This window comes from Dermacoccus abyssi, from assembly GCF_003515945.1.
In the GTDB taxonomy this organism is placed as follows: domain Bacteria; phylum Actinomycetota; class Actinomycetes; order Actinomycetales; family Dermatophilaceae; genus Dermacoccus; species Dermacoccus abyssi.
In genome coordinates this window covers 171,190-197,102 of record NZ_QWLM01000001.1, presented here as the reverse complement: position 1 = coordinate 197,102, position 25,913 = coordinate 171,190, and the positions used below count along the sequence as shown (strand labels likewise).

21 protein-coding genes and 1 pseudogene are annotated in these 25,913 nt (G+C 67.9%); 11 read left to right on the top strand and 11 right to left on the bottom strand.

The features are described from left to right. Positions 1 to 567: a winged helix-turn-helix domain-containing protein gene (locus D1832_RS00955; protein ID WP_118912228.1), complete on the bottom strand. Its 567-nt coding sequence runs from the start codon at positions 565 to 567 to the stop codon at positions 1 to 3. A gap of 250 nt (positions 568 to 817) precedes the next feature. Here D1832_RS00955 and rplM point away from each other — a divergent pair, with 250 nt between their 5' ends. The 4 genes from rplM to D1832_RS00935 all read left to right on the top strand — a co-directional run bounded on the left by rplM (position 818) and on the right by D1832_RS00935 (position 4,624). Beyond that, complete coding sequence (rplM, locus tag D1832_RS00950; protein WP_047311058.1) at positions 818 to 1,267, top strand: 50S ribosomal protein L13; 450 nt, start codon at positions 818 to 820, stop codon at positions 1,265 to 1,267. Between the two features lie 30 nt (positions 1,268 to 1,297). Continuing rightward, a complete protein-coding gene (gene rpsI, locus D1832_RS00945; RefSeq protein WP_047310364.1) occupies positions 1,298 to 1,807 on the top strand; it encodes a 30S ribosomal protein S9 in 510 nt (169 codons plus the stop codon). A 115-nt stretch (positions 1,808 to 1,922) separates the two neighbouring features. After that, positions 1,923 to 3,278, top strand: a complete 1,356-nt coding sequence (gene glmM / locus D1832_RS00940) for a phosphoglucosamine mutase (RefSeq protein WP_118912227.1) — start codon at positions 1,923 to 1,925, stop codon at positions 3,276 to 3,278. 161 nt (positions 3,279 to 3,439) lie between these two features. Next, the gene (locus D1832_RS00935) at positions 3,440 to 4,624 is read left to right on the top strand and encodes an aminotransferase class I/II-fold pyridoxal phosphate-dependent enzyme (protein ID WP_118912331.1); all 1,185 of its coding nucleotides are present in this window, start codon (positions 3,440 to 3,442) and stop codon (positions 4,622 to 4,624) included. A 140-nt stretch (positions 4,625 to 4,764) separates the two neighbouring features. On the opposite strand, the gene D1832_RS00930 is transcribed toward D1832_RS00935, so the two are convergent. The 3 genes from D1832_RS00930 to D1832_RS00920 all read right to left on the bottom strand — a co-directional run bounded on the left by D1832_RS00930 (position 4,765) and on the right by D1832_RS00920 (position 8,359). Further along, the gene (locus D1832_RS00930; RefSeq protein ID WP_118912226.1) at positions 4,765 to 5,748 is read right to left on the bottom strand and encodes a malate dehydrogenase; all 984 of its coding nucleotides are present in this window, start codon (positions 5,746 to 5,748) and stop codon (positions 4,765 to 4,767) included. A gap of 223 nt (positions 5,749 to 5,971) precedes the next feature. Further along, a complete protein-coding gene (locus tag D1832_RS00925) occupies positions 5,972 to 6,592 on the bottom strand; it encodes a carbonic anhydrase (protein WP_118912225.1) in 621 nt (206 codons plus the stop codon). Positions 6,593 to 6,622: 30 nt separating this feature from the next. Then, positions 6,623 to 8,359 (bottom strand): fumarate hydratase, encoded by a 1,737-nt coding sequence (locus D1832_RS00920; RefSeq protein WP_118912224.1) that lies wholly within the window; start codon positions 8,357 to 8,359, stop codon positions 6,623 to 6,625. Positions 8,360 to 8,619: 260 nt separating this feature from the next. Between D1832_RS00920 and D1832_RS00915 the strand changes: the two genes are divergently transcribed. Genes D1832_RS00915 through D1832_RS00900 form a run of 4 tightly spaced genes read left to right on the top strand, consistent with a single transcriptional unit; the run spans position 8,620 to position 13,055 of the window. After that, the gene (locus D1832_RS00915) at positions 8,620 to 9,924 is read left to right on the top strand and encodes an extracellular solute-binding protein (protein WP_182434604.1); all 1,305 of its coding nucleotides are present in this window, start codon (positions 8,620 to 8,622) and stop codon (positions 9,922 to 9,924) included. After that, complete coding sequence (locus D1832_RS00910; protein ID WP_118912222.1) at positions 9,921 to 10,889, top strand: carbohydrate ABC transporter permease; 969 nt, start codon at positions 9,921 to 9,923, stop codon at positions 10,887 to 10,889. Before D1832_RS00915 ends, D1832_RS00910 begins: the two co-directional genes overlap by 4 nt. After that, entirely contained in the window at positions 10,889 to 11,755 is an 867-nt protein-coding gene (locus D1832_RS00905; protein WP_118912221.1) for a carbohydrate ABC transporter permease, read from the top strand. The genes D1832_RS00910 and D1832_RS00905 overlap by 1 nt, the downstream gene beginning before the upstream one ends. Positions 11,756 to 11,783: 28 nt before the next feature. Further along, positions 11,784 to 13,055, top strand: coding sequence for an ABC transporter ATP-binding protein (locus D1832_RS00900; protein WP_118912220.1), 1,272 nt, complete (start codon positions 11,784 to 11,786; stop codon positions 13,053 to 13,055). Between the two features lie 96 nt (positions 13,056 to 13,151). Here D1832_RS00900 and D1832_RS00895 read toward each other — a convergent pair whose 3' ends face one another. The 5 genes from D1832_RS00895 to glpX all read right to left on the bottom strand — a co-directional run bounded on the left by D1832_RS00895 (position 13,152) and on the right by glpX (position 20,282). Next, positions 13,152 to 15,497: a GNAT family N-acetyltransferase gene (locus tag D1832_RS00895; protein WP_118912219.1), complete on the bottom strand. Its 2,346-nt coding sequence runs from the start codon at positions 15,495 to 15,497 to the stop codon at positions 13,152 to 13,154. Next, positions 15,490 to 16,767 (bottom strand): lysine N(6)-hydroxylase/L-ornithine N(5)-oxygenase family protein, encoded by a 1,278-nt coding sequence (locus tag D1832_RS00890; protein WP_118912218.1) that lies wholly within the window; start codon positions 16,765 to 16,767, stop codon positions 15,490 to 15,492. Before D1832_RS00890 ends, D1832_RS00895 begins: the two co-directional genes overlap by 8 nt. Next, positions 16,764 to 18,200, bottom strand: coding sequence for a pyridoxal phosphate-dependent decarboxylase family protein (locus D1832_RS00885; RefSeq protein ID WP_118912217.1), 1,437 nt, complete (start codon positions 18,198 to 18,200; stop codon positions 16,764 to 16,766). Before D1832_RS00885 ends, D1832_RS00890 begins: the two co-directional genes overlap by 4 nt. A gap of 84 nt (positions 18,201 to 18,284) precedes the next feature. After that, positions 18,285 to 19,223 (bottom strand): carbohydrate kinase family protein, encoded by a 939-nt coding sequence (locus D1832_RS00880; protein ID WP_118912216.1) that lies wholly within the window; start codon positions 19,221 to 19,223, stop codon positions 18,285 to 18,287. Positions 19,224 to 19,277: 54 nt separating this feature from the next. Next, entirely contained in the window at positions 19,278 to 20,282 is a 1,005-nt protein-coding gene (gene glpX / locus D1832_RS00875; protein ID WP_182434603.1) for a class II fructose-bisphosphatase, read from the bottom strand. 116 nt (positions 20,283 to 20,398) lie between these two features. On the opposite strand from glpX, the gene D1832_RS00870 reads away from it, so the two are divergent. Continuing rightward, on the top strand, positions 20,399 to 20,992 hold the full coding sequence (locus D1832_RS00870; protein WP_129664330.1) for a DUF4245 family protein: 594 nt from the start codon (positions 20,399 to 20,401) through the stop codon (positions 20,990 to 20,992). 63 nt (positions 20,993 to 21,055) lie between these two features. On the opposite strand, the gene D1832_RS00865 is transcribed toward D1832_RS00870, so the two are convergent. Next, the gene (locus D1832_RS00865) at positions 21,056 to 21,358 is read right to left on the bottom strand and encodes an exodeoxyribonuclease VII small subunit (RefSeq protein ID WP_118912215.1); all 303 of its coding nucleotides are present in this window, start codon (positions 21,356 to 21,358) and stop codon (positions 21,056 to 21,058) included. After that, positions 21,355 to 22,559: pseudogene (gene xseA / locus D1832_RS00860) on the bottom strand (exodeoxyribonuclease VII large subunit). Before xseA ends, D1832_RS00865 begins: the two are co-directional and overlap by 4 nt. 163 nt (positions 22,560 to 22,722) lie before the next feature. On the opposite strand from xseA, the gene D1832_RS00855 reads away from it, so the two are divergent. After that, positions 22,723 to 23,733, top strand: coding sequence for a 4-hydroxy-3-methylbut-2-enyl diphosphate reductase (locus D1832_RS00855; RefSeq protein WP_118912214.1), 1,011 nt, complete (start codon positions 22,723 to 22,725; stop codon positions 23,731 to 23,733). A gap of 169 nt (positions 23,734 to 23,902) precedes the next feature. After that, entirely contained in the window at positions 23,903 to 25,912 is a 2,010-nt protein-coding gene (locus tag D1832_RS00850) for an acyltransferase family protein (protein ID WP_182434602.1), read from the top strand. The last annotated feature ends 1 nt before the right edge of the window (position 25,913 follow it).

Genomic DNA, 25,913 nt, shown 5'->3' with positions numbered 1-25,913 from the left:
TCAGCTCGGCGGCAGGGGCAGCGGGATGACGGTGACGGCCACCCGGCGAGCGCCGGGTGTACCTGCACCCATGCGGCGGTAGCGCCCGAGCAGCGCCTCCATCTCGGAACGCAGCGCGCTCATCTGCTCCTCGCTCACCAGGACGGGAGCGTCGAAGGCGCGGCACTCCTCCTGCCACACGTAGGTCCAGCCCTCCTGCTCGTCGACCCAGGCGTGGGCGCGTTCGCTGACGTGGGTGACGTAGTCGTGCTCGAGCCACCGCGCGTCCTCCGCGTCGGCCTCGTCGATGAAGCCGAGAGCATCGGTCGTCGGACCGTCGTCATCGTCGGATTCGTCGTCGGCGATCGCCCACACCCGGGTCTTGGCGTTGCCGAGCCCGGTGTCCTCGACGAGGCCCGCCGATTCGAGGACACGCACGTGGTAGCTCGTGGCGCCGGTGTGTGTGCCGAGTGCGCGGGCGAGCTCGGCGGAGGTCGAGCCACCGTGCAGACGCAGATGGGCGAGGATGCGTGAGCGCAGAGGGTGAGCGAGCACTCGGTAGGTGTCTGCGGCAGCCGTGGGCTCCATGGCATCCAGGGTACGACGCGTGAAGATTTTGCACAAAAGTTGTGCAAAGAGTGACTCGTGCGCGGAGGTGGCCCACTGAACGGCGATGAAAAGCGTTGGGCCGCAATGGTTGTCACGGTTTGCGCTCGATTGGTTCAGGTCAGCAGGGCCGCGTAACATTGACATCTGTTGCTTCGCAGCGCGCCCTGCACAGGGTGTGACGTGCGAAGTGGCCGCCCCCATCGTCAACGACAGAACGAAGGGAACGACCGTGCGTACGTTCACCCCCAACCAGGAGTCGGCGCAGGCCGACCGCGCCTGGCACGTCATCGACGCCACCGACGTCGTTCTGGGCCGCCTCGCGTCCCAGACCGCGGCGCTGCTGCGCGGCAAGCACAAGCCGACGTTTGCTCCGCACATCGACACCGGTGACTTCGTCATCATCATCAACGCCGACAAGGTTGCCCTCACCGGCGCCAAGCTCGAGAAGAAGAAGGCCTACCGCCACTCCGGTTTCCCGGGTGGTCTGACGGCGACTTCCTACACCGAGCTCATGGCGAAGGACCCGGAGAAGGCCGTCGAGAAGGCCGTCCGAGGCATGCTGCCCAAGACGAAGCTGGGCCGCGCCCAGATCGCCAAGCTCAAGGTGTACCGCGGTGCCGAGCACCCGCACGCCGCGCAGCAGCCCAAGCCGTTCGAGATCACCCAGGTCGCGCAGTAATCGCGCCTGCCAAGAATTCTTAGGAGAAACGTGGCAGACCAGAATGTCGAGCTCGACGCCCTCGAGACGGACGAGCCGCAGCTGACGGAGTACACGAGCGAGTCGACCGGCCCGGTCGGCGAGGACGGCGAGGTTCGTCGTCCGTCCGCATCCGCACCGGGTGCGGCCACGGGCCGTCGCAAGCAGGCCATCGCCCGCGTGCGCATCGTCCCGGGCACGGGTGAGTGGAAGATCAACGGCCGCTCGCTCGAGGAGTACTTCCCGAACAAGGTGCACCAGCAGATCGTCAACGAGCCCCTCGTTGCCCTCGAGCTGAACGGTGCGTACGACGTCCTCGTGCGCGTGCACGGCGGTGGCCCCTCGGGCCAGGCCGGTGCTGTTCGCCTCGGTGTCGCTCGTTCGCTGAACGGCGTCGACGAGGAGCTGAACCGTCCGGTGCTCAAGAAGGCCGGCTTCCTCACGCGTGACGCACGCGTGCCGGAGCGCAAGAAGGCCGGTCTCAAGAAGGCCCGCAAGGCTTCGCAGTTCAGCAAGCGCTGATCCACGCGCTGCACTGCTCGAATCGCTCCGTATCCGGCCCATGCGCCGGGTGCGGAGCGATTCGCGTACCGCCGCGTATTGTGGAGAGAGATTCCGAAGACCACAGGAGGGGCACATGGGCCGCATGTTCGGCACTGACGGTGTGCGTGGCGTCGCCAACCAGGACGTCACGGCAGAGCTCGCACTCGGGCTGTCCGTCGCAGCAGCACGGGTACTCGTCGAGGCCGGGGAGGTCTCGGCCGATCACGAGCGTCCCGTCGCCGTCGTCGGACGCGACCCGCGCGCGTCGGGGGAGTTCCTCGGTGCGGCCACCGTCGCCGGGCTCGCAAGCGCGGGCGTCGACGTCTACGACGCGGGCGTGCTGCCGACGCCGGCCATCGCCTACCTGACGGCGACGATGAACGCCGACCTCGGCGCGATGCTGTCCGCCTCGCACAACGCGATGCCCGACAACGGCATCAAGTTCTTCAGCCGCGGCGGCCACAAGCTGCCCGACGCGCTCGAGGACGCGATCGAGGCGCACCTGCATGAGGAATACGAGCGTCCGACGGGTGCGTCGGTCGGTCGTGTGCATTCCTACGCTGAGGGCGGTGAGAAGTACATCGGTCACCTGCTCGGGGCGCTTCCGCACCGCCTCGAGGGCCTCAAGATCGTCGTCGACTGCGCGCACGGCGCGGCCTCCGTCGTCGGGCCCGAGGTGTTTCGACGCGCGGGCGCGGACGTCGTCGTCATCGGTGCGACGCCGGACGGGCTCAACATCAACGACGGCTACGGCTCGACGCACCTGGAGAAGCTGCAGGAAGCGGTCGTCGCGAATAGAGCCGACTTCGGTGTGGCCTTCGACGGTGACGCGGACCGCTGCCTCGCCGTCGACGGAACGGGTGAGGTGGTCGACGGTGACCAGATCATGGCGATCCTCGCGCTCGACCTCAAGGAGCGCGGCGTGCTCGCCGAGGACACGCTCGTCGCGACGGTCATGAGTAACCTCGGCATGATCAAGGCGATGGAGCGCGAGGGCATCACCGTCAAGCAGACCGGTGTCGGCGACCGCTACGTGCTCGGGGAGATGCGCCGCGGGTCGTACTCGCTCGGGGGCGAACAGTCCGGGCACGTCATCGCACTCGACCACGGCACGACCGGTGATGGCGTGCTCACCGGCCTGCTCCTCGCTGCACGCGTGGCCTCGAGTGGGCGCTCGCTCGCCCAGCTCGGCGCCGTCATGCAGCGGATGCCGCAGAAGCTCATCAACGTCAAGGGCGTCGACAAGTCGGCCGTCGATTCGCACGAGGGCGTCCAGGCCGCTGTGCGCGCCGCCGAGAGCGACCTCGCCGGCGCCGGGCGCGTGCTGCTGCGCAAGTCGGGCACCGAACCGGTCGTGCGCGTCATGGTCGAGGCCGACACCGCCGAACGCGCGCACTCCGTCGCCTCGCACCTCGCCGACGTCGTCAAGCGCGAGCTGTCGATCGACTGAACTGCCGGCTACGCGCTTTCGTCCTGCGCCCAGATGCACCGGGTGCATCTGGGCGCAGTCGTCTGCCTCCCAGTCGTGTGGTGGCCCGGCGAGCTATCGACGGGAGCTGACGAACAGCGCCGACGGCCGTCACGCGTGCGGGGTGTGTCACAGTGGCAGGCATGAGCCTGCCAGCCGCCCAGCCGAGTCGACGCAGCGACGTCGAGCCGTTCCACGTCATGGAGGTGCTCGCCGCGGCAGCGGAACGTCAGCGCACGCACGGCGACGTCATCAGCCTGTGCGCCGGCCAGCCCTCGACGGGCGCGCCCCGTGCAGCCCGGGAGGCGGCCGTCGCGGCGATCGAGGCCGATGCGCTCGGGTACACCGAGACGGTCGGCATCCGGCCTCTGCGTGAGGCGATCGCCGCGTATCACCGCGACCTCGGCGTCGACGACGTGAGTGCTGACGACGTCGTCGTCACGACCGGGTCGTCGGGCGCGTTCACGCTGCTGTTCCTCGCTGCGTTCGACGGCGGCGACGAGGTGTGGATGACCCGCCCGGGCTACCCCGCCTACCGCAACACGCTGCAGGCGCTGGGGACGTCCGTCGTGGAGCTCGCGTGCGGCGCCGAGGTGCGCTTCCAACCCACCGTCGCGATGCTCGAGGCGGAACGTGCCGCGCGCGGCGCCGCGCCGAAGGGGCTCGTCGTCGCGAGCCCCGCTAACCCGACGGGCACGATCATCGACGCGGACGAACTCGCAGCTATCGCGCGCTGGTGCGACGCACACGGCGTGCTGCTCGTCAGCGACGAGATCTACCACGGCATCTCGTTCGGGCGCGCGACGTCGAGCGCGTGGCAGACGTCGCGCCAGGGCGCCGTCATCGGTTCGGTGTCGAAGTTCTTCTCGATGACGGGTTGGCGCGTCGGGTGGATGCTCGTGCCCGCGCACCTGCGCCCACGCGTCGCCATTCTCGCCTCGAATCTCACGATCTGCCCGCCGGCCGTGTCACAGCATGCGGCGCTCGCGGCCCTCGGCGAGGCGGCACGCGGTGAGCTGAAGGAGCACGTCGAGACGTACCGGCGCAATCGTGAGTTGGTGCAGCGGCGCCTTCCCGAGATCGGGGTGACGACCTACGCGCCACCGGACGGCGCGTTCTACGCCTGGTGCGACGTCGCGCACCTCACCGACGACTCCGCGCGCTGGTGCGCCGACGTGCTCGCCGCGACGGGCGTCGCCATCACGCCAGGGGTCGACTTCGACCCCGTCGACGGGCACCGGTTCATGCGGATGAGCTTCGCTGTCGCGAGCGATGAGCTCGACGAGGCGTTCGACCGGATGGTGAGGTTCGTCGATAGCTCGTCATGACGCTGTGACGTCCTGCGGTTCACCAGTCGTGCCGGCTACGTCAGACGGCCCCGGTCGCTCGGGCCCTACTGTTCGTGGGATGCACGTCGCGCGTCAGGAACCCCATGGTCTCCTGACGCGCCGACGCGCGGTCTCGACGCTCAGATGAGCCCGAGGGCTCGGACGGCGTCTCGCTCACTCGCGAGTTCGGCGACGCTCGCATCGATGCGGGCGCGGCTGAACTCGTCGATCGTCAGGTCCGGCACGATGCGCCAGGCGCGGTCACGCACCGTCACGGGGAAGCTCGACACGAGGCCCTCGGGGACCCCGTAGGAGCCGTCCGACGGAACGGCCATCGAGACCATCGCCTCGGTGCCGAGCGCCCAGTCGCGCGCGTGATCGATGGTTGCGCTCGCCGCGCTCGCGGCCGAGGACGCTCCGCGCGCCTCGATGATCGCGGCACCGCGCTTGGCGACGGTGGGAGTGAAGACGTCGTTGAGCCAGGCGTCGTCGCCCACCTCGAGGCGCGCGGCACGGCCATGGACCGTCGCGTGCGTGACGTCCGGGTACTGCGTCGCGCTGTGGTTGCCCCAGATGATGACGTCGTGGATGTCGGTGACGCTCGCACCCGTCTTCGTGGCGAGCTGCGCGACGGCGCGGTTCTGGTCGAGGCGCGTCAGCGCGCTGAAGCGCTCGTTCGGGATGTCCCGCGCGGCGTGCATCGCGATGAGGCAGTTCGTGTTCGCGGGGTTGCCGGTGACGGTGACCTGCACGTCATCGGACGCCGCGTCGTTGAGCGCCTCACCCTGCGGGCCGAAGATCCGGCCGTTGACCTCGAGCAGATCACTGCGTTCCATGCCCGGGCCGCGCGGCTTAGCCCCGACGAGCAACGCGTGGGAGACGCCGTCGAACATGCGGCGCGCGTCGGAGCCGGTCTCCATGCCCGCGAGCAACGGGAACGCGCAGTCCTGCAGTTCCATGACGGTGCCCTCGAGCGCGCCGAGCGCCTCGTCGACCTCGAGCAGGCGCAGCTCCACCGGCTGATCGGGCCCGAGCAGCCCACCCGCCGCGATGCGGAACAGGAGGCTGTATCCGATGGCACCTGCAGCTCCACTGACGGCGACGCGGACGGCGGGCTTGGGCATGACGGCTCATTTCGTCGGCGGGTTCTCGGACGAGACCTCGGGTCACCACGGACGGTAGGCCGAGCCGGCCCGCCGCGTCAGGGCCCAACGTCCCTGCGGGCCCTCCCGAGGCCCCCGAGTGTGCGAGTGGCCCGGGAGGGGCGCACAGCAGCCTGTGCGTGCCGCGACATCAGGCGTGCCGCCACTCGCTGGGGGACGGCGGCACGGTGACAGCGTCGGACGATCAGGCCGTGATGTCACCCAGGGTGCCGACGACGTGCGCCTCGCCCTCACCGATGTCGTAGTGCACGGCGACGACGGCGAGCCGGCCGGCGTCGATGCGATCACGGATCAGCTGACTGCGCTGGGGGAGGAGCTCGCTCGTCGCCCGGGCATGCTCGGCCTCGAACTGCTCGCCGGTCGTCAGCCCGTGCTTGCGCCCGTGCAGGATCGACGGCATGACGCGCTCGATGATCGTGTGGAGGTACCCCGGCGGCATGGCGCCGGTCTCCTCGGCGGCGAGCGTCGCGTTGATGGCGCCGCAGCTCTTGTGCGCGAGCACGACGACGAGCGGTGCGCGCAGCACCTCGGTGCCGAACTCGATCGAGCCGAGCACGCTGGGGTCGAGCACGTGGCCCGCGGTGCGCACGACGAACAGATCGCCGAGGCCCTGGTCGAAGATCATCTCGGCCGGCACGCGCGAGTCGCCGCACCCGAAGATGACGGCCTGGGGTGCCTGCCCGGCGACGAGCTCGCGCCGGCGCTCGCCGTCACTGTGCGGGCGCTGCGTCGTGCCGGAGACGAAGCGTCGGTTGCCCTCGACGAGGGTGTCCCAGGCCTGCTGCGGCGTGAGGGTGCTGCTCATGGTGGCTCCTTGGTGATGTCGCCGACGCCGTCAGCTCAGGCCGGGGCGGGTGGTGATGGTCATGGCGGTGGGCTTCGCGGTGGTGGCGAAGAAGTCGTTGCCCTTGTCGTCAACGACGATGAACGCGGGGAAGTTCTCGACCTCGATCTTCCACACGGCCTCCATGCCGAGCTCAGGGTACTCGAGCACCTCGACCTTGGTGATGCAGTCCTGCGCCAGGCGGGCAGCGGAACCGCCGATCGAACCGAGGTAGAAGCCGCCGTGGGCCTTGCACGCCTCCGTCACCTGGGCGCTGCGGTTGCCCTTGGCGAGCATGATGAGCGAGCCGCCCGCGGCCTGGAACTGCTCGACGTAGGAGTCCATGCGCCCGGCCGTCGTCGGCCCGAACGAACCCGACGCCATGCCTTCGGGCGTCTTGGCCGGGCCCGCGTAGTAGACGGGGTGGTTCTTGAGGTACTCGGGCATCTCCTCACCGGCGTCGAGGCGTTCCTTGATCTCCGCGTGCGCGATGTCGCGCGCCACGACGAGCGTGCCCGTGAGAGACAGGCGGGTCTTGACCGGGTGTTTCGTCAGCTCCGCGAGAATCTCGGGCATGGGCCGGGTGAGGTCGATCTCGACCGCGGCGCCCTTGCCGGTGGAGCCTGCGCCCGTGGCGTCGGACAGATCCTCACCGCCGTCCTCGATGAGATGCGCCTCGGTGACGTCGGGCAGGTACTGCGCGGGTTCGGTCTCGAGCTGCTCGATGAAGACGCCTTCGGGCGTGATCTTCGCGAGGCACTGACGGTCGGCCGAGCAGCTGACGGCGATGGCCACCGGAAGCGACGCACCGTGGCGCGGCAGGCGGACGACGCGCGTGTCGTGGCAGAAGTACTTGCCGCCGAACTGGGCGCCGATACCGAAGTTGCGGGTGAGCTCGAGGATCTCCTCCTCGAGCTGCGAATCGCGGAAGCCGTGACCCGTGGCCGCGTCTCCGGACGTGGGCAGTTCGTCGAGGTACTTGGCGCTCGCGTACTTGGCCGTCTTGAGCGCGAACTCGGCGCTCGTGCCGCCGATGACGACGGCGAGGTGGTAGGGCGGGCACGCGGCGGTGCCGAGGCTGCGCAGCTTCTCGTCGAAGAACTCGAGCATGCGCTTCGGATTCAGGATCGCCTTCGTCTCCTGGTAGAGGAACGACTTGTTCGCGCTGCCGCCGCCCTTGGCCATGAAGAGGAACTTATAGGCCGTCTCGTGTCCCGGCTGGCTGTCGGCGTAGACCTCGATCTGCGCGGGCAGGTTGGAGCCGGTGTTCTTCTCGTCCCACATCGTCACCGGCGCCATCTGGCTGTAGCGCAGGTTGAGCTCGGTGTACGCGTCGTAGATGCCCTTGGAGAGGGCCTCTTCGTCGGGCGCCGACGGGCTGTCGACGAGCACCTGCGAGCCCTTCTTGCCCATGACGATGGCGGTGCCGGTGTCCTGGCACATCGGCAGCACGCCGGCAGCCGCGATGTTGGCGTTCTTGAGCAGGTCCAGGGCCACGAACTTGTCGTTGTTGCTGGCCTCGGGGTCGTCGAGAATGCGGCGCAGCTGCGCGAGGTGCGCCGGACGCAGGTAGTGGGCGATGTCGTGCATCGCCGTCTTCGCGAGGAGTTCGAGGGCGCTCGGGTCGATCTCGAGGAAGGTTCGTCCGCCGGGGCCCTCGACGGTTCGGACGCCCTCGTCGGTGAGCTTGCGGTAGGTCGTCGTGTCCTCGCCGATCGGAAGGAGGTCCGAGTACGCGAAATCTGCCATGCGCGGAGCCTATCGGAGCGGGTGCGGTCCGCCGTGTGGGCGGATCCGTCGGACGTGTCCCACGCGCAGCGGGCCGAAGAAACTGGACAGGGGTTCAGAATTCACCCCTTGGGAGGCAGCTGTCGTCGCCATATCACCGCTCCTATAACGAGCCGGTTGCTGCTGCGTAACCGTTTGGTCTCGGTGCTTACCTGACTATGGCGATCGTCACACGAGCAGGCGATCATGAGACGTCAATCATCAAGGATGGAGCGGTGTTCATGAACACATCCAAGTCACGCCGGCGGGTAGCCGTCGCAGCATCGATGGCGATGCTCGCGACGGGCGTGCTCGCCGGTTGCGGCGGGGACAGCGGCGGGGGCAGCACGCCCACGCTGACCTGGTACATCAACCCTGACGTCGGTAACTCCGACGCCAGCAAGGGTGGCCAGGCCACGTTGGCCGCCAACTGCACGAAGAACTCGGGCGGCAAGTACAAGATCAAGGTCGAACTGCTGCCGAACTCGGCCTCGGATCAGCGCACGCAGCTGCTGCGTCGTCTCGCGGCGGGTGACAGCTCCATGGACATCATGAGCGCCGACCCCGCCTTCGTCACGGAGTTCGCGGCCGCGGGTTACCTCGCGCCGATCCCGGCCGGGATGGAGAAGAACTTCACCGAGGACCGTGTGCAGAGCTCCATCGACGCCTCGATGTACAAGGGCAAGCTGACGTCGGTTCCGTTCTGGGCCAACACCCAGCTGCTCTGGTACAAGAAGTCCGTCGCCCAGAAGGCCGGCCTCGACATGAGCAAGCCCGTCACCTGGGACCAGCTCGTCAGCGCCGCGCAGAAGACGAACACCAAGGTCGGTGTCCAGGCCAAGCTCTACGAGGGGTACGCGGTGTGGATCAACGCGCTCGTCGCGGGTGCCGGTGGCAAGCTCGTCGAGAACCCCAGCGCCACGTACGAGAACATCAAGCTCGGCCTCGACTCCGAGGCGGGCAAGAAGGCCGCCACGATCATCAACAAGGTCGCCACGAGCGGTGTGGGTGGCCCGGCCGTCGGCTCTTCCGACGAAACGGCCTCGCTGACGCTCTTCCAGGCACCCAACGGTGGCTTCCTCGTGAACTGGCCGTACACCTACGGCGCGTACACGGGTGACAAGAAGGACGTTGCCGCGGCGATCTACCCGCGCACGGTCGCGGACAAGGACTCCGCGCCGCCGTTCGGTGGAATCCAGCTCTCGGTCGGCAAGAACTCCAAGCACACGGACCTCGCCTACCAGGCCATCGACTGCATCACGAACCAGGAGAACACCACGGCTTACATGGTGGCCTCGGGTAACCCGAGCAGCCGCAAGAAGTCGTACGACGACGCCAAGGTCAAGGAGGCCTTCCCGAACGGAATCGCCGCCCAGATCCGTACGTCGCTCGACAAGGCCGTCCCGCGCCCCCTCTCGCCCTACTGGGGCGATGTCTCCGGTGCGCTCCAGCTGAAGTTCTCGCCGCCCAGCGCCGTCAACCAGCAGACCCCGGCCACGGCTCAGAAGTACATCCTTGACGTTCTGAAGGGGAAGGCACTGCTGTGAGTTCCGCTGCTGTAGACACCAAGAAGTCGGCCGCAGCCGACTCGGGAAAGCCCAAGAAGGCGCGCCTTTCCGACCGCGCGAAGGCCGAGCGCAATCTCGGCTGGAAGCTCGCGGGCCCGGCGTTCGTCGTCATGGTTCTCGTGACGATGTACCCGATCCTCAACGCCCTCTACCTGTCGTTCTTCAAGTACCGCCTCACCGACCCGGCGGGCAAGAAGTTCGTCGGTCTGCAGAACTACCTGTCCGCGTTCAGGGACACGCTGTTCTGGGAGGCCATGTGGACGACGCTCATCATCACGCTCGTGACGGTCGTCGTCGAGCTGATCCTCGGCTTCGCCATCGCGATGCTGATGAACAAGATCGTCATGCCGCGTCGCACGCTGCGCACCGTCGTCCTGCTGCCGTACGCGATCATCACGGTCGTCTCCGCGTTCGCGTGGAAGTTCGGCTTCGACGTCTCGACGGGCTTCGTCAACCACTGGCTGCACACGCTGTCGTTCGGTAGCTTCCCGCTCGACTACGACTGGTTCGGCGACCGCTGGAGCGCGCTGTTCGTCATCTGCCTCTCGGAGATCTGGAAGACGACGCCGTTCATGTCCCTGCTGCTCCTCACGGGTCTCGCCCAGGTCGACTCCTCCATGGAGGAAGCGGCCAAGGTCGACGGCGCCACGTGGTGGCAGCGCCTCACGAAGGTGATCCTGCCGAACATGAAGGCCGCCATCATGGTCGCCCTGCTGTTCCGCACGCTCGACGCCTTCCGCATCTTCGACAACCCGTACGTCATGACCGGCGGTGCCAACAAGACGACGTCCCTGTCGATGCTCGTCTCGCGTGAAGCCATCGACCGAGTGGAGATCGGCATGGGCTCGGCCCTCGCCGTCATCCTCTTCCTCTGCGTGCTCATCATCGCGGTGATCTTCGTCAAGGGCTTCAAGGTCGACCTCGCCGCTGGGAGGAACAACTGATGGATACCAACGTCTCCAACAAGGCCAAGTGGGGAATGCTCGGGTTCGCCATTCCCGTCATGATCTGGACGCTGCTGCCGCTCGTGTGGATCTTCGCCCTGTCGCTCAAGAGCGACAAGGCCCTGACCGACACGACGGGCAAGGAGAACACCTTCGGTAACTTCTTCCCGACGAACCCGAGCTTCGAGAACTACGAGCTGATCCTCAAGGGCGGTGCGTCCGACCTGTTCATGCCGGCGCTGCGCAACTCGATCATCGTCTCGCTGCTCGCCACGGTCATCTCGGTCATCCTTGCGACGTTCTGTGCGTACGCGATCGCCCGCCTGGACTTCCCGGGCAAGAAGGTCATCCTCACGATGGCCCTCGCGGTCTCGTTCTTCCCGGTCATCGCCATGGTGACGCCGCTGTTCAACATGTGGCGTCAGATCGGCCTGTTCGACACGATCCCCGGCCTCGTCATTCCGTACCTCGCGCTGACGCTGCCGCTGTCGATCTGGACGCTCTCGGCGTTCTTCCAGCAGATCCCGTGGGAGATGGAGCAGGCGGCTCAGGTCGACGGCGCCTCCTCATGGGAAGCGTTCCGCAAGGTCATCGCTCCGCTGGCCGGCCCGGGCGTCTTCACGACGGCGATCATCACGTTCTTCACGGCGTGGAACGACTTCGTCTTCGCCATCTCGCTGACCTCCGGCAACGCCCGCACGGTTCCCGCCGCGCTGAGCTTCTTCACCGGTGCCAGCCAGTTCACGCAGCCGACCGGCGCCATCGCCGCGGCGGCCGTCATCGTGACGATCCCCGTCATCATCCTCGTCCTGATCTTCCAGCGTCGGATCGTCTCCGGCCTCACGTCCGGCGCCGTCAAGGGCTGACGCCCGGCCCTCTTAGGAGAGACAGAAAATGTCAAGCATTCAGCTCAAGAACATCGTCAAGAAGTACGGCGACGGCTTCCCGGCCGTGAACGACGTCAGCCTCGACATCGCCGACGGCGAGTTCATGATCCTCGTCGGTCCGTCCGGCTGTGGTAAGTCCACCCTGCTGCGCATGGTCGTCGGCCTCGAGGACATCACCTCCGGTGACCTCGAGATCAACGGCAAGCGCGTCAACGACCTGGCCCCGCGCGACCGCAACCTCGCGATGGTGTTCCAGAACTACGCCCTCTACCCGCACCTGACGGTCTTCGAGAACATCGCGTTCCCGCTGCGCCTTTCGAAGGGCACGCACTCCGAGGACGAGATCCAGCGCAAGGTGCGCGAGGCGAGCAAGATGCTCGAGCTCGACGACCACCTCGACCGCAAGCCGGGCAACCTCTCCGGTGGTCAGCGTCAGCGAGTCGCCATGGGCCGCGCCATCGTCCGTGAGGCCGACGCGTTCCTCTTCGACGAGCCGCTGTCGAACCTCGACGCCAAGCTGCGTGGCCAGATGCGTACCGAGATCGCTCGCATGCAGCGTCGCCTCGGCATCACGACGATCTACGTCACCCACGACCAGACCGAGGCCATGACGCTGGGTGACCGCGTCGCCGTCCTCAAGAAGGGCGTCCTGCAGCAGTGCGCGAGCCCGCGTGAGTTGTACGAACAGCCCGTCAACCTCTTCGTCTCCGGCTTCATCGGCTCCCCGCCGATGAACTTCGTCCCGGCTCGCGTCGAGGGCGACCAGCTGCGTCTGCCCTTCGTCTCGGTTCCGATGACGCCGCAGCTCGCTGCCGACGTCAAGGGCAAGGACGTCGTCATCGTCGGTATCCGCCCCGAGTACATCAAGGACGCCGAGGTCAACCCGGTCTCCGGCGGTGCCACGTTCCGTGCGCTCGTCGACCAGACGGAGTGGCTGGGTAACGAGCAGTACGCCTACATCCCGTTCGAGCAGGACGCTTCGGTCCAGGGCCACCTCGACAACCTCGACAAGGAGCTCGACGGCGAAGGCGCTCGCAGCCAGATCGTCGTCAACCTCGACGCTCGCTCGCAGATCTTCGAGGGTGACGAGGTCGAGTTCGCGTTCGACCCGGCACACATGCACGTCTTCGACCCGGAGTCGGGCCACAACTACACGCGCAACGAGGAGAAGGCGGCTCGCATCGCCGAGGCCTCGGAGAAGCAGCGCAAGGCTGCTCTCAAGCGCGCGCAGGAGCGTGACGCCAAGGGCGCCATCTCGCGTGGCAACGACGTCGCCTGAGTGGTGAACGCCGATCGCCTGATCCACTGACGAGGGCCGCATCCTCCCGAAGGGGAGGGTGCGGCCCTCGTCATGCCCGGTTGTGGCTCGGGGCGATCAGCCGGCGATCGGGTTGGCGATCTCTCCTGTCTTGATGAGCGAGCCGACGGTGTCGTCGAGGCTCACCATCTCGAGCGGGTTGCGCAGCTGGAGTCGGTTGAGGCAGCTGCGGGCGAACGACGGCGCTCGCAGCGGCAGCGACGTGGCGTACTCGGGGTGCTCACGCTCGTACGTGGCGACGACGTCGCTCACCTCGTTCCAGAATTCGGCCTCGGTGAGCAGCCCGTCCTCGACGAGGATCGGCGCGAGGAAGCGCAGGAATCCGTCGAAGACGTCGGTGAAGAGCCCGAGCGCGATGTCGGCGCTGCTTGCCTCGACGACGATGCGGCGGATCTCCGCAGGGAGAGCCTCGACGCGCTCGGGTGAGGTGCCGTCGTCCATGAGGCCGACCTCCTCGCCGATGTCCTTGAGGAAGGCGCCGACGACGCGGTGATCGCGAAGACGCAAGATGATGTTCTCGCCGTGCGGGATGAACGCCAGTCGGCGCGCCGACAGCATGTGCACGACCGGCAGGACGTACGCGTCGAGGTATCCACGCAGCCACTCGCGTGCCTTGAGGCCCGACGCTTCGACGAGTTCGGTGACGAACGCCCGCCCGTGCGGATCGCGGTGGAGCAGCGCCGCCATCGTCATGGCCTGCTCGCCCTCGGGGGTGCGGGAGGCAGCGGACTCGCGCCACAGCCCGGCGATCATCTTCGTCTGCGGGCCGGTGAGGTTCTCTCGGTGGAAGACGTCGCCGGTGTAGCCGATGGCGGCGAACTCGGTGAGGACGTCGAAACCGGCTGCTTCGAGCGTGGCGTCATGACGGACGATGCTCGCGACGTAGTCGTTGATCGCAGGCGTCGCGCGCATGTAGGCGGGTGACAGCCCACGGACGAACCCCATGTTGCGCACTGCCAGGGCAGTCTTCACGTAGGGACGGGCCGGGTCGTCGACGTTCGTCCAGGTTCGGATCGACTGGCAGGCGCGGTGGTTGTCCGTGTCCTCGCCGAGCAGGACGATGCGCCGACGCGCCACGTCCTCGGCGAAGGTCGTCCGGACCCGCTCGCTCCACTGCCACGGGTGCAAAGGCATGACCCGGTGGGTGCTCGGCTCCACGCCAACCTCCCGCATGCGCTCCTGCAGACGCTCGTACTGCGCGTCACCGAGCGCGAGACGGTAAGCGCGCTCCTCGTCGAGCTGATCGCTGTGCGACAGGTGTGAGACGTCCTTCGGTACGGCAGCCCACAGCGGCCGCACGTCGGCGCCGGCCTCGGGGGAGTAGGCCGCGAGGTCGTCGGCGGAGAAGCCGATCCGCCCGTTCGTCGCGACGAAGCACGGGTGGCCCTCGGCCATGGCCGCCTCGACGTCGTGTGCGGGGGCATCGAGCAGGTCCGCGCTCGTCGGACGCGACGGGTCGCTCGTGCGCACGCGGTGAGCGACGGTTGAGGAGAGTTCCTCGAGATAGGTGGTGAGCAGGTCTCCGTCGAGGCTCAGAGCGTCGCGCAGGTCGAGGACGAGCGTCGTGGCGCTCGCCGGGCCGATGCGCCCGTCGAGGGTGCGGCGTTCGATGCTGCGCGGGTCGACGTGCCAGTGCTCGAGCGCGTAGCGCCGCGCACGGAAGTACCAGTCGACGGCTTGCCGGTCGTCACTCGCGGGGATGCGCAGTGCGTAGGCGCCGGATTCGAGCGGCTCTGGAGTGATGAGCAGCTCGTGGGCGAACTCGCCGATCGCCTTGGCCGTGACGAGGCGTTCGGCTTCGTCCCACGCACGGTTCGTCGGGGAGCACGCGCGGGTGAACGCGTCGCGGGTGCAGACGCTGAACGCAGCCCGCTTGTCGGGAAGCTGAACGTCGGCCACGCGCTCGAACCCGACTTCGGCGTTCTTCGCGTGGACGGCGGTGTTGCGCACATCGGGTTCGACGACAATGCGGTCGGCGCCGCGGGAGAAGCAGAACCCGACGACGGCTTCCATGACGGCGCTCGTCAGGCCGCGGCGTGTTTCACCCTCCGGCGGGGCGACGAGCAGGTGCATGCCGAGGTCACCGTCACGCACATCGGTGCCGACTGCCGGGTCGGAGAGGGGGTGGTGTGCGGGATCGTACGTCTCGACGAGAACGATCGGCATGCCGTCGATCTCTCCGATCCAGGCGTCCTCGTGCAGGGATTCGGCGGTGCGGCGGTAGCCGGCAGCAACGTCGTCACGCGTGGCCTCCTGCATGTCCCAAAAGTGCGAGCGCGGGTGAGTCAGCCAGCTGTGCACGAGCGGGACGTCCCGCTCGACGTCGAGTGGCCTGAAGTTGACGTCCTGGGCGCGGACGCTCTTGCCGGCGTGACGGTTGGGGCTGGTCTGGGTGTCAGTCATGGAGCGGACCGAACGTCTGGAACGCGATGCGCTCTTCGACGCGGTATGCCTCCCTTCCGAGGATGCGGTTGAGGATGACGCTGTTGCGGTGGGCACCCATGCCGAGGTCGGGCGCGGTGAGCGAGTGGGTGTGCTCCTCCCCGTTCTGGACGAAGATGCGCCCGCGGCCGTCGTCGAGCGTGAAGTCGCGGGTGACGGCGGGGCGACCCCGCTCGTCGAGCTGTACGTTCGGCAGGCCCTCGACGAGGCAGCCGACACGGGAGGCGTAGCCCGTGGCCGCGACGATGCGCTCGCTCGTGAGCGTCGAGGTCTCGTCGGTGTCGAGGTGGCGAAGCTGAAGGAGCTGGCCGTCCGCTGTCGTCTCGGCGGCGACGACCTCCTGTGCGGTGCCGAGCCGGGCCGGCACGCGTCCGTGCAGCGACGCCTCGTAGAGCGTGTCGTAGATGGCGTCGATGAGGTCACCGCTGATGCCCTTGAACAGGTTGCGCTGATCGCGCCCCAGAGCGTCACGACGAGCGCTGGGCAGCGCGTGGAAGTGGTCGACGTAGTCGGGCGACGTCATCTCCAGCGTGAGCTTCGTGTACTCCATCGGGAAGAAGCGCGGAGACCGTGTCACCCACGTGAGGTCGCCGGGAGCGTCCTCACCGCGCCGCACGAGCAGGTCGTGGAAGACCTCCGCGGCACTCTGGCCACTGCCGACGATGGTGACGCGTTCTGTTTCGGCGAGCTCGTCGCGGTGGTCGAGGTAGTCGGCGGTGTGAATCACGCCGTCGAGGTCGGCCAGTGATTCCGGCACGTGCGGTGCGGTGCCGACACCGAGGACGAGATGCCTTCCGTAGCGGGTGACCTGAGTGCCGTCGGCGAGAGTGCAACGGGCCTCGAAGGCGTCGCGTCCTTCGTCGTAGGTCACGCGATCGACGTGGTGCCCGAACTCGACGGACTCGAGCTCGCTCGCGACCCAACGGCAGTAGGCGTCGTACTCGGCGCGCAGCGGGTAGAACGACTCACGGATGTAGAAGGGGTAGAGCCGCTCGTGGTGCTTGAGGTAGTTGAGGAACGACCAGCGCGACGTGGGGTCAGCCATCGTCACGAGATCGGCCATGAACGGAACCTGGATCGTGGCGCCCTCGAGCATCATGCCGGGGTGCCAGAAGAACTCGCCGCGTGCCTCGAGGACGGCGACGTCGAGGTCAAGTGGTTCCGCGAGGGCCGCGAGGCCGAGGTTGAACGGCCCGCAGCCGACCGCGAGGACGTCGTGAACCGTGCTCATGCGCTCACCTCCGCACTCAGGTCACCGGCCAGGAGGTGGCCGGTGCGCACGACGTCGTCGAACGTCGCGCGCAGATCGGCCGCGTCGGCCATCGGGTTGAGCAGCGTGAGCTTGAGCCACGTCTCACCGCCCCAGCGGGTGCGGGCGATGACCGTGCGGCCCTCCATGAAGAGGGTCTCCCGGATGGCGTCATTGACGTCGTCGCGCTGTTCGAGGTCGACGGCCGTGAAGCGGAAGAGCAGCATGTGGGTCGACGGGCGCTCGAAGAGCTCGAGATCGGGCATCGCCTCCGCGATCGTGTGGGCCTCCTGCGCGAGGTCGAGCGAGGCGTCCAGCCACGATCCGATGGCGTCGGCGCCGTGGGTGCGCAACGTGATCCACGGCTTGAGCGCATCGAAGCGACGCGACGTGGCGAGGCTCTTGTCGACGAGGTTGGGCACACGCGCGTGCTCGGGGTTGAGGTAGTCGGCATTCGTGCGCGAGTGCGCGAACATGCGGCGGTCCCGCACGAGCAGGGCGCTCGCGGCCACGGGCTGGTACCACGTCTTGTGGAAGTCGACCGTGACCGAATCAGCGCCACCGATCCCGTCGAGCAGCGAGGAGTGGCGGCTCGACGTCACGAGCGCGCCGCCGACGGCGGCATCGACGTGCAGCCACAGCCCGCGTCCGTGCGTGATCTGTGCCAGCGCGGCGAGCGGGTCGACGGCGCCGCGGTCGGTCGTCCCCGCAGTGGCAGAGACGGCCATGACCGTGAGGCCAGCTTTCTCGGCGTCGTCGATGGCGCTCTCCACGCCGTCGGGGCGCAGGCGGCCGCGCTCGTCGGTGGGGCAGTGGACGACGGCGTCGGCTGCGAGGCCGAGGGTTCGGGCGGCCTTCGTCACGCTGAAGTGGGCCTCGGGTGAGGTGAGGATGCGTAGCGCGTCGAGGGGAGTGCCGTCGGCGGTGGAGTGTTCCCGAGCGAGCAGGAGCGCCTGGAGGTTCGACGCCGTGCCGCCGCTCGTGAAGACGCCGTCGGCGAGATCGCCGAGTCCGAGTCGGCCGGCCAGCCACTCGAGCAGATGCGTCTCGATGTGGGTGGCAGCGAGGCTCTGATCCCACGTGTCCACCGACGTGTTGACGCTCGAGGCGATGACGTCGGCCGCGATGGCGGCCGTGGCGACGGGGCAGTTGAGGTGGGCTTGGTAGCGGGCGTCGTGGAACCACACCGCGTGCTCGAGGAAGAGGTCGCGTGATTCCTCCAGTGCCGAACTCAGCTCACCGAGGGGGCGATCGAGGTCGACCTGGCGGACGACGGAGCGCAGGTGAGCCGGTGGCCGTGGTGTGGCCGGGTGGTTCGCCGAGGCCACGGCGTCGGCAACGACGGCCCCTGCTTCGCTGATCGCCTGCTTGTACTCGGGCAAGCTCTTGCCGCTGAAGAGTGCGTTGGGACGCACGGCACCTCCTGAATTAGTTAGGTAAGGCGAACCTAACTAAACCAAAGGGTGGAATGCACCGTGGGAGGCGCGGGGTGAGAAGTCTCACGCCTCGTCGGCGACGACCTCGAGGCGGTGAGGTGGGTTCGAACCGGCGCGCGTCACCGTCGTGGCCGAGGTGAGGAGGGCGCGCTCGAGGGCGGGGCGCACGTCGTCGGCCTGCGCCATCTCGAAGCGGCTACGGGCTTCCGCGCCACCCAGCAGGCCGGCGTCGAGGAGGCCGGAGATGAGACCGGACATGAACGAGTCGCCGGCGCCGACCGTATCGGTGACCTCGACGGAGTGGCCCGCGAACTCGAGCTCCTCGCCGTTGCCCACGACGACTAAGGCGCCGTCGCCACCGCGCGTGATGACGACGAGTCGCGGGCCGAGTTCGGCCCAGCCGTGCGCGATCTCGCGCAAGCTACGGTTCGGGTAGATCCACTGGGCGTCCTCGTCGGACGACTTCACGACGTCGATGTGGTGGAGGAACTCCTCGACGCGAACCCGCTCGTCCTCGGGGGACTTCATGAGGGAGGGCCGCACGTTCGGGTCGAACGACGTCGTCGCGGCTCTGCGCGCGGCCTTGAGTGCGTCGAGAACGGACACGGCCCCCGTGTCGAGAGAGGCACCGATCGAGCCGGTGTGGACGTGTTCGGCGTCGTGCGGAATGCCGGTGACGGGAGGCCACTCGATGGCGAACTCGTACTCGGCGGCACCGTCCTCGCCGAGCGTGGCCTGGGCCGTCGAGGTCGACTCGAGGTCGAAGCTCGACATCGTGACGTCGACGCCCTCGTCCGTGAGCAGGTCACGGATGCGCTCGCCACGTGCGTCGTTGCCCAGGTGCGTGGCAAGCACGGCGGTGTGCCCCAGCCGAGCGAGGCCCACGGCGACGTTGAGCGGGCTGCCGCCGACGTGCTCGGTCACGTCACCGTCGAGTGCGTGGACGACGTCGATGAGTGCCTCGCCGATGACGAGCGTGGTGCGGGTGTTCGGCTGGGACATGCGGCTCCTCGTGGGGGCGTGAACCCCCACGAGGGCGCGGGGGACGGGTCGTGCTTACTGGTACTGCTCGGAGGCGTACTCGGCCACCTTGCTCAGGCGGTGCTCGCCCTCGATGGCTCGTACGGTACCGCTCTTGCTGCGCATGACGAGGGAGCTGGTCGTGCAGCCGTCCTCGCGGTAGCGCACGCCGCGCAGCAGTTCGCCGTCGGTGACGCCGGTGGCGACGAAGAAGCAGTTGTCGCCGCGCACGAGGTCGTGCGTCGTGAGGACGCGGTTGATGTCGTGGCCGGCGTCGAGAGCGCGCTGCTTCTCCTCGTCGTCCTTCGGGGCGAGACGGCCCTGGATGACGCCGCCGATGCACTTGATCGCGCAGGCGGCGATGATGCCCTCGGGGGTGCCGCCGGTGCCCAGGAGCAGGTCGACGCCGGTGTTCGGGCGTGCGGCCATGATGGCGCCGGCGACGTCACCATCGGAGATGAACTTGATGCGGGCGCCGGCGTCACGGATCTCCTGGGCAAGGCCCTCGTGGCGCGGGCGGTCGAGCAGGACGACGGTGACGCCGTTGTTCGAGGTGCCCTTGGCCTTCGCGATGCGTCGGATGTTCTCGGCGACAGGCAGGCGGATGTCGACGACGTCCGCAGCCTCGGGGCCGGTGGCGAGCTTGTCCATGTAGAACACGGCGCTCGGGTCGTACATGGAGCCACGCTCGCTCACGGCGAGCACGGAAACGGCGTTCGGCATGCCCTTGGCGGTGAGCGTGGTGCCGTCGATCGGGTCGACGGCGACGTCGACGTCCGGGCCCGTACCGTCCCCGACGCGCTCGCCGTTGAACAGCATCGGCGCCTCGTCCTTCTCGCCCTCACCGATGACGACGGTGCCGTTCATGCTCACCGTCGAGATGAGCGTGCGCATGGCCTCGACGGCGGCACCGTCGGCTGCGTTCTTGTCGCCGCGGCCCACCCACGGGCCGGCGGCCATCGCGGCGGCCTCCGTGACGCGCACGAGTTCGAGCGCGAGGTTGCGGTCGGGGATCTGATAGGTCGGCAGGGACGTGGTCACGTCGATGTCTCCTCGGGGTTGGAACGACGGCGTCGAACGGCTCGGCATCGCACCGCCGTGAGCGCTCGGACGGACCCGGTTCGCTCCGACGGGGCATTGTCGGAGACCATAGGGGCGTGAGCACGCCCCCCGAAACCGCCACGAACGACAACCCGACACCCCAGCCGCCGAAGCGGCGTGGGATGCAGGGCAATGCCAAGAGCATGGTCCTGTCCATGATCGCCTGTATCGCGGGGTGTTTGGTGCTTTTGGCCCTGATTCCTCGTCAGGGTGCGACGAAACTCGCCACGGTCGACGCGGCAGGCGTGGCCGGGCAGGTCTCGCAGTCGAAGAAGTGGGACGTCGCTGTTGCCGACGGCCTCGGTTCGCCCTGGCGTCCCGTTCACGCGGCGATGATCCCCGGCGACAAGGAGAACCCGGAGCGTTGGCGCGCCGGATACCAGGGTGCGGGCGAGGACTACCTCTCGATCCAGCAGCGCAAGGACGGTGGCGCGGCGTGGTTCGCGAAGGTCGCCAAGGGCACGAACTCCGGTGAGCTCAAGGCTGGAGGTGCCACGTGGCGCAAGGTCGAGATGGACGGCGACCAGAAGGCGCTCGTGCGCACGACGCCGCTGGCGGGCCTCGACACCGTCGTCACCGGCAAGGGCACGTGGAATCAGCTCGAGCAGGTCGCGAAGTCGGCCAAGCCCATCAGCGCCGTCACGAAGTGACGCTGCGGCTCGGCCGTCGTCGGTCGAGCTGAATCTCGGAACTTCGACGCCCGGCCGGTCAGCTCACTCCTGCTCGGCGTCACCCTCACCGTCGCGGCCCTCGCGCCGCGCCACGGCGTCCTCGATGCGTGACTGTGCACCGTCGAGCCACGTCGAGCAGTGATCGGCGAGAGCCTCGCCGCGTTCCCACAGGCGCATGCTCTCCTCGAGTGGGGTGCGGCCACTCTCCAGCGTGGACACGATGGACGCGAGTTCGTCGCGGGCCTGCTCGTAGCCCATCTGGGCGATGTCGCTGGTGTCGACGGCCGTGAGTGTCGAGGCGTTGGTGCCGGTCGCTTCGCCTGCGTTCTGTGTGTCGTCGCTCATGCGTCGTCTCCTCGTGTCTTTCGGGCGGCGTTCGTCTTCTTCTTCGGCGTGGGCGCCTTCGAGTCTCGCGTCGGGGGTGCCGACACCGGGGTGGCGGCGAAGTTGCCGTCGGCCACCGTCACCTTGAGCAGGTCGTTGGCCCTGACGCTCCTACGCGAGGTGACGAGGGTGCCGTCGACCTGCTGGACGACGGCGTACCCACGATCGAGCGTGCGTTGCGGTGAGAGCGCGACGACCTGCGCACGGGCGTGAGCGACTTGGTCGTGGGCGCGCGAGAGGCGTTGGCGCAGGGCGTAGGCGCTGCGGTTCGTCATGCGGTCGAGGTCGTCACGTCGGTCGGCGACGAGCGAACTCGGGTCGGCCAACGCCGGCCGGGAAGCGAGGGCGTTGAGGTGGCGCCGTTCGGCGGCGAAGCGCCCGCGCAGCCCCTGGCTGAGGCGCACCCGCGCCTCACGCAGCGACGAGCTCTCGAGGGCCAGGTCCGGCACGATGCTCTTGCCCGCGTCCGTGGGCGTCGACGCGCGCAGGTCGCCACGTGGTCGAGCAAGGGCGTGTCGACGTCGTGGCCGATGGCACTGACGATCGGCGTGCGGGCTGCGGCGACGACGCGCACGAGTGCTTCGTTGCTGAACGGCAGGAGGTCTTCGAAGGAGCCGCCGCCGCGCGCGACGACGATCACGTCGACGTCGTCGATCTCGTCGAGTTCGCGGATGGCACCGCCGACCTGCTGCACCGTGTCGGGGCCCTGGACGGCGACCTGACGAATCTCGAAGCGTGCTGTGGGCCATCGTCTGCGAGCGTTCTCGACGACGTCGTTCTCTGCGGCACCCGCTCGGCCGGTGACCAGCCCGATGCGGCGGGGGAGGAACGGAAGGGCCTTCTTGCGGTCGCGGTCAAAGATGCCTTCGGCCGCGAGCGTTCGCTTGAGTTGCTCGAGACGGAGCAGCAGTTCGCCCTCGCCGACGGGACGCATGACGCGACCCTCGAGCATGAGTTGGCCACGTTTCGTCCAGAACGTCGGTTTCGCGTGGACGACGACTCGCGCCCCCTCGCGCACGAGCGGCCCCATCGCGTTGAGCGTGTTCGTCGGGACGGTGAGCGACAGGGACATGTCGACGTCGGCATCACGCAGGGTGAGGTAGGCGGTGCGGGCGCGCACGTTGAGCTGGACGATCTGGCCCTCGACCCACAGCGGCGACATGCGATCGACGTACTCGGCGATCTTCATGCTCAGCACGCGCACGGGCCACGGCGATTCGGCGCTCGTGTCACCCGCAAGCTGAGGAAGGTGTGGGGGAACGTTCGTCACCCCGCCCACTGTAGGCGTCAAGGCGGCACACAGCGCGGGTCGTTACCATGGGGTTGTGGAAACTCAGACGAAGCGTGTCCTGCTGGCCGCCCCGCGCGGGTACTGCGCGGGCGTCGACCGTGCCGTGATCACCGTCGAGAAGGCTCTCGACCTCTACGGCCCGCCGGTGTACGTGCGTAAGGAGATCGTCCACAACAAGCACGTCGTGACGACGCTCGAACGTCGCGGCGCGATCTTCGTCGACGAGACCGACGAGGTGCCCGAGGGCGCCACCGTCGTCTTCTCGGCGCACGGTGTGGCCCCCGTCGTTCACGACGAGGCCAAGGCGCTGTCACTCAAGACGATCGATGCCACGTGCCCGCTCGTGACGAAGGTGCACCGCGAGGCCATCCGGTTTGCGGATGCCGATTACGACATCCTCCTCATCGGGCACGAGGGGCACGAAGAGGTCATCGGTACTTCCGGCGAGGCGCCCGAGCACATCACCCTCGTCGACGGCCCCGACGACGTGAAGAACGTCGAGGTTCGCGACCCGGAGCGCGTGGTGTGGCTGTCGCAGACCACACTTTCCGTGGACGAGACGATGGAGACGGTGCGCCGTCTGCGCGAGAAGTTCCCGAAACTGCAGGATCCGCCGAGCGACGACATCTGCTACGCCACGCAGAACCGTCAGCTCGCGGTCAAGGAGATGGCGGCGGACACCGACCTCATGATCGTCGTCGGCTCGCGTAACTCGTCGAACTCGGTGCGTCTCGTCGAGGTGGCGCTCGAGCACGGTGCCAAGGACGGTCACCTCGTCGACTACGCCGCCGAGATCGACCCGGCGTGGCTTGACGGCGTCGGCACGGTCGGCGTCACCTCCGGAGCCTCGGTTCCCGAGATCCTCGTGCGCGAGGTTCTCGAGTTCCTCGCCGAGCGCGGTTACGAGGACGTCAAGCCGATCATCTCGGCCGAGGAATCGCTGACGTTCGCGCTGCCGATGGAACTGCGTCGCGACCTCAAGGCGCGCGGTCTTCCGGACGGTGCCAAGGTCGTCGGTCAGGGTTTCGTCGCAGACCTTCACTGACCTCGCGGCGTAAGACGATTTTTGGCTCACCCCCGCGGGTGAGCGTTGTCAAATCGTGACCGGAATGCCGCGGAATTTCGGGGGGCATTAAGAGTCCTTTCTTATGGTCGGACCACGCGGTGGGCGGGGAACTCCACCGTGGTGAGTCGATTTTGAAGTGCGGACGCCGGTGCCACGGCCCACAGACGCGCGCGCTGCTTATTACCCGGAGTTGGACGGCCTGCGTGCCATTGCCGTCGCCCTCGTCATCGCCTACCACGTGGGTGTGCCACACATGAGTGGTGGCCTGCTGGGCGTGGGTGTGTTCTTCACCCTCAGCGGGTACCTCATCACGTCGCTGCTCATCAGTTCGTGGCAGCGCAAGGGCAGCCTGAGGCTGAAGACGTTCTGGATCCGTCGTGCCCGCCGACTTCTGCCGGCCGTCGTGCTCCTGCTCGTCGTCGTCACGATCGCGGTTGCGTTGCTCACGCCCGACAAACTCGGTGAGCGAACGAGCGAGGCGCTCGCGGCTCTCTTCTATGTGGCGAACTGGCGCACGATCCTCGAGGGCGACACCTACTTCAACCGCTTCGAGGGGCCCTCGCCCCTGGAGCACCTGTGGTCGCTGTCGGTGGAAGAGCAGTTCTACGTCCTGTGGCCGCTGCTCCTGCTCGGTCTCCTCACGGTGTTCAAGGGGCGCTTCAAGCAGGTCGCCGGTGTGACGTTCGCGCTCGGGCTTGTCTCGATGATCCTGCTCGCCGTCGTCGCGCCGACGGGCAACGCCGACGCCACACGGGCCTACGAGGGCACGGACACCCGTGCCGGCGGGCTCCTCTGGGGTGCTGCCCTCGCCTTCCTGTGGCACCCGAGCGTCGCCGAGCGTTTCGCGAGTGCTGCTCATCGCGCGGGCGTGACCCTCATCGGCGCCCTAGGTCTCGTCGGCATCGGCCTGCTCGCGGCGTTCACGACGGAGACGTCCCCCTTCATCTACCGCGGTGGCATCGCGCTGCTCACGATCGCGACGTGCATGGTGCTCTTCGCCGCGGCACACCCGAACAACGTCATCGCGAAGGTGCTGTCGGTGCAGCCGTTGCGCTGGCTCGGTGAGCGTACGTACGGCATCTACCTTTGGCACATGCCGGTTGCGGCGTTTCTGCCCGAGCGTTCGTTCTACGGCAACACCCTCCTGCGAGGCACGATCGTCGTCGTGTTGACGCTCGTCATCGCGTCGCTGTCCTGGGTCGTGGTGGAGGACCCGATCCGCCGTTACGGGCTCGTCGGGGCGTGGAAGCGCGGCACAGCGCCGATGCGTGCAGGTGCGAGCCGACGTGTGCTGCCGCCGTTCATCGTCGGTGGTGCTGCTCTGACGGCGCTCTCCGTCGGCGCGATGGCGGCGGTCGGCAACCTGCCGCAGATGTCGGTCAACGAAATCGCGGCGAAGCAGAATGCGGACTCGGAGAAGAAGGCGGCGAAGAAGGCCGCTGCGGCTCCAGCCGTTGCCTACCCGCAACCGGGGAAGCCGCTCAAGACGTCCTGCGACAAGGTTGTGCACATCGGTGACTCGTCGTCGCTCGGGCTCGAGGACGGTGCCTCGACCAACATCACCGATCCGGCCAAACGCATCCGCGCGCGCTACCAGGGCGTTGGGGTGACGACGGTGCTCGAGGACATCAAGGGCGGCCGCAACATCATCGAGCACTTCGGTAGCGACACGAACGGCAAGGAGGCCGTGGCCCAGCACGTGCGCGAAGGCTTCGACGGCTGCTGGGTCATCGCGCTCGGCATGAACGATGCCGCGACGATGGCGAAGGGCGAGCCGCCGTTCACGGCCGACATGCGCGTCGATGCGCTGCTCAAGCAGATACCGAAGAACGCCAAGGTGCTGTGGGTGACGTCGGTGACGCAGGCCTGGGTGAACAACCCGCTGTACGCCAACAAGAACATGGCGGCGTTCAACGAGAAGGTCGTGGCGGCCACGAAGCGCTACCCGAACCTGCGCGTCTACGACTGGGCGTCGGAAGCCCTGCCGCACCCCGAGTGGTTCCTCCAGGATGATGCGAACCACAACAACGGCACGGGGTCGTCAGCCAAGGCGCGGGGCATTTCTCGGGCGCTCGCGGTGGCGTACCCGAAGGGTGGCGACCCGATCGGCGTGTCGACGGTGTACGCCGACAAGCCGAAGGCGGCCGCAGCCAAGTAGG

Coding starts and splice junctions, on each gene's coding strand:
- D1832_RS00900 (WP_118912220.1), top strand. CDS start 11,784: ATGTCAAGCATTCAGCTCAAGAACATCGTCAAGAAGTACGGCGACGGC.
- D1832_RS00915 (WP_182434604.1), top strand. CDS start 8,620: ATGAACACATCCAAGTCACGCCGGCGGGTAGCCGTCGCAGCATCGATG.
- D1832_RS00905 (WP_118912221.1), top strand. CDS start 10,889: ATGGATACCAACGTCTCCAACAAGGCCAAGTGGGGAATGCTCGGGTTC.
- D1832_RS00925 (WP_118912225.1), bottom strand. CDS start 6,592: ATGAGCAGCACCCTCACGCCGCAGCAGGCCTGGGACACCCTCGTCGAG.
- D1832_RS00865 (WP_118912215.1), bottom strand. CDS start 21,358: ATGAGCGACGACACACAGAACGCAGGCGAAGCGACCGGCACCAACGCC.
- D1832_RS00930 (WP_118912226.1), bottom strand. CDS start 5,748: ATGCCCAAGCCCGCCGTCCGCGTCGCCGTCAGTGGAGCTGCAGGTGCC.
- D1832_RS00920 (WP_118912224.1), bottom strand. CDS start 8,359: ATGGCAGATTTCGCGTACTCGGACCTCCTTCCGATCGGCGAGGACACG.
- D1832_RS00880 (WP_118912216.1), bottom strand. CDS start 19,223: ATGTCCCAGCCGAACACCCGCACCACGCTCGTCATCGGCGAGGCACTC.
- glmM (WP_118912227.1), top strand. CDS start 1,923: ATGGGCCGCATGTTCGGCACTGACGGTGTGCGTGGCGTCGCCAACCAG.
- D1832_RS00895 (WP_118912219.1), bottom strand. CDS start 15,497: ATGACTGACACCCAGACCAGCCCCAACCGTCACGCCGGCAAGAGCGTC.
- D1832_RS00890 (WP_118912218.1), bottom strand. CDS start 16,767: ATGAGCACGGTTCACGACGTCCTCGCGGTCGGCTGCGGGCCGTTCAAC.
- D1832_RS00935 (WP_118912331.1), top strand. CDS start 3,440: ATGAGCCTGCCAGCCGCCCAGCCGAGTCGACGCAGCGACGTCGAGCCG.
- D1832_RS00955 (WP_118912228.1), bottom strand. CDS start 567: ATGGAGCCCACGGCTGCCGCAGACACCTACCGAGTGCTCGCTCACCCT.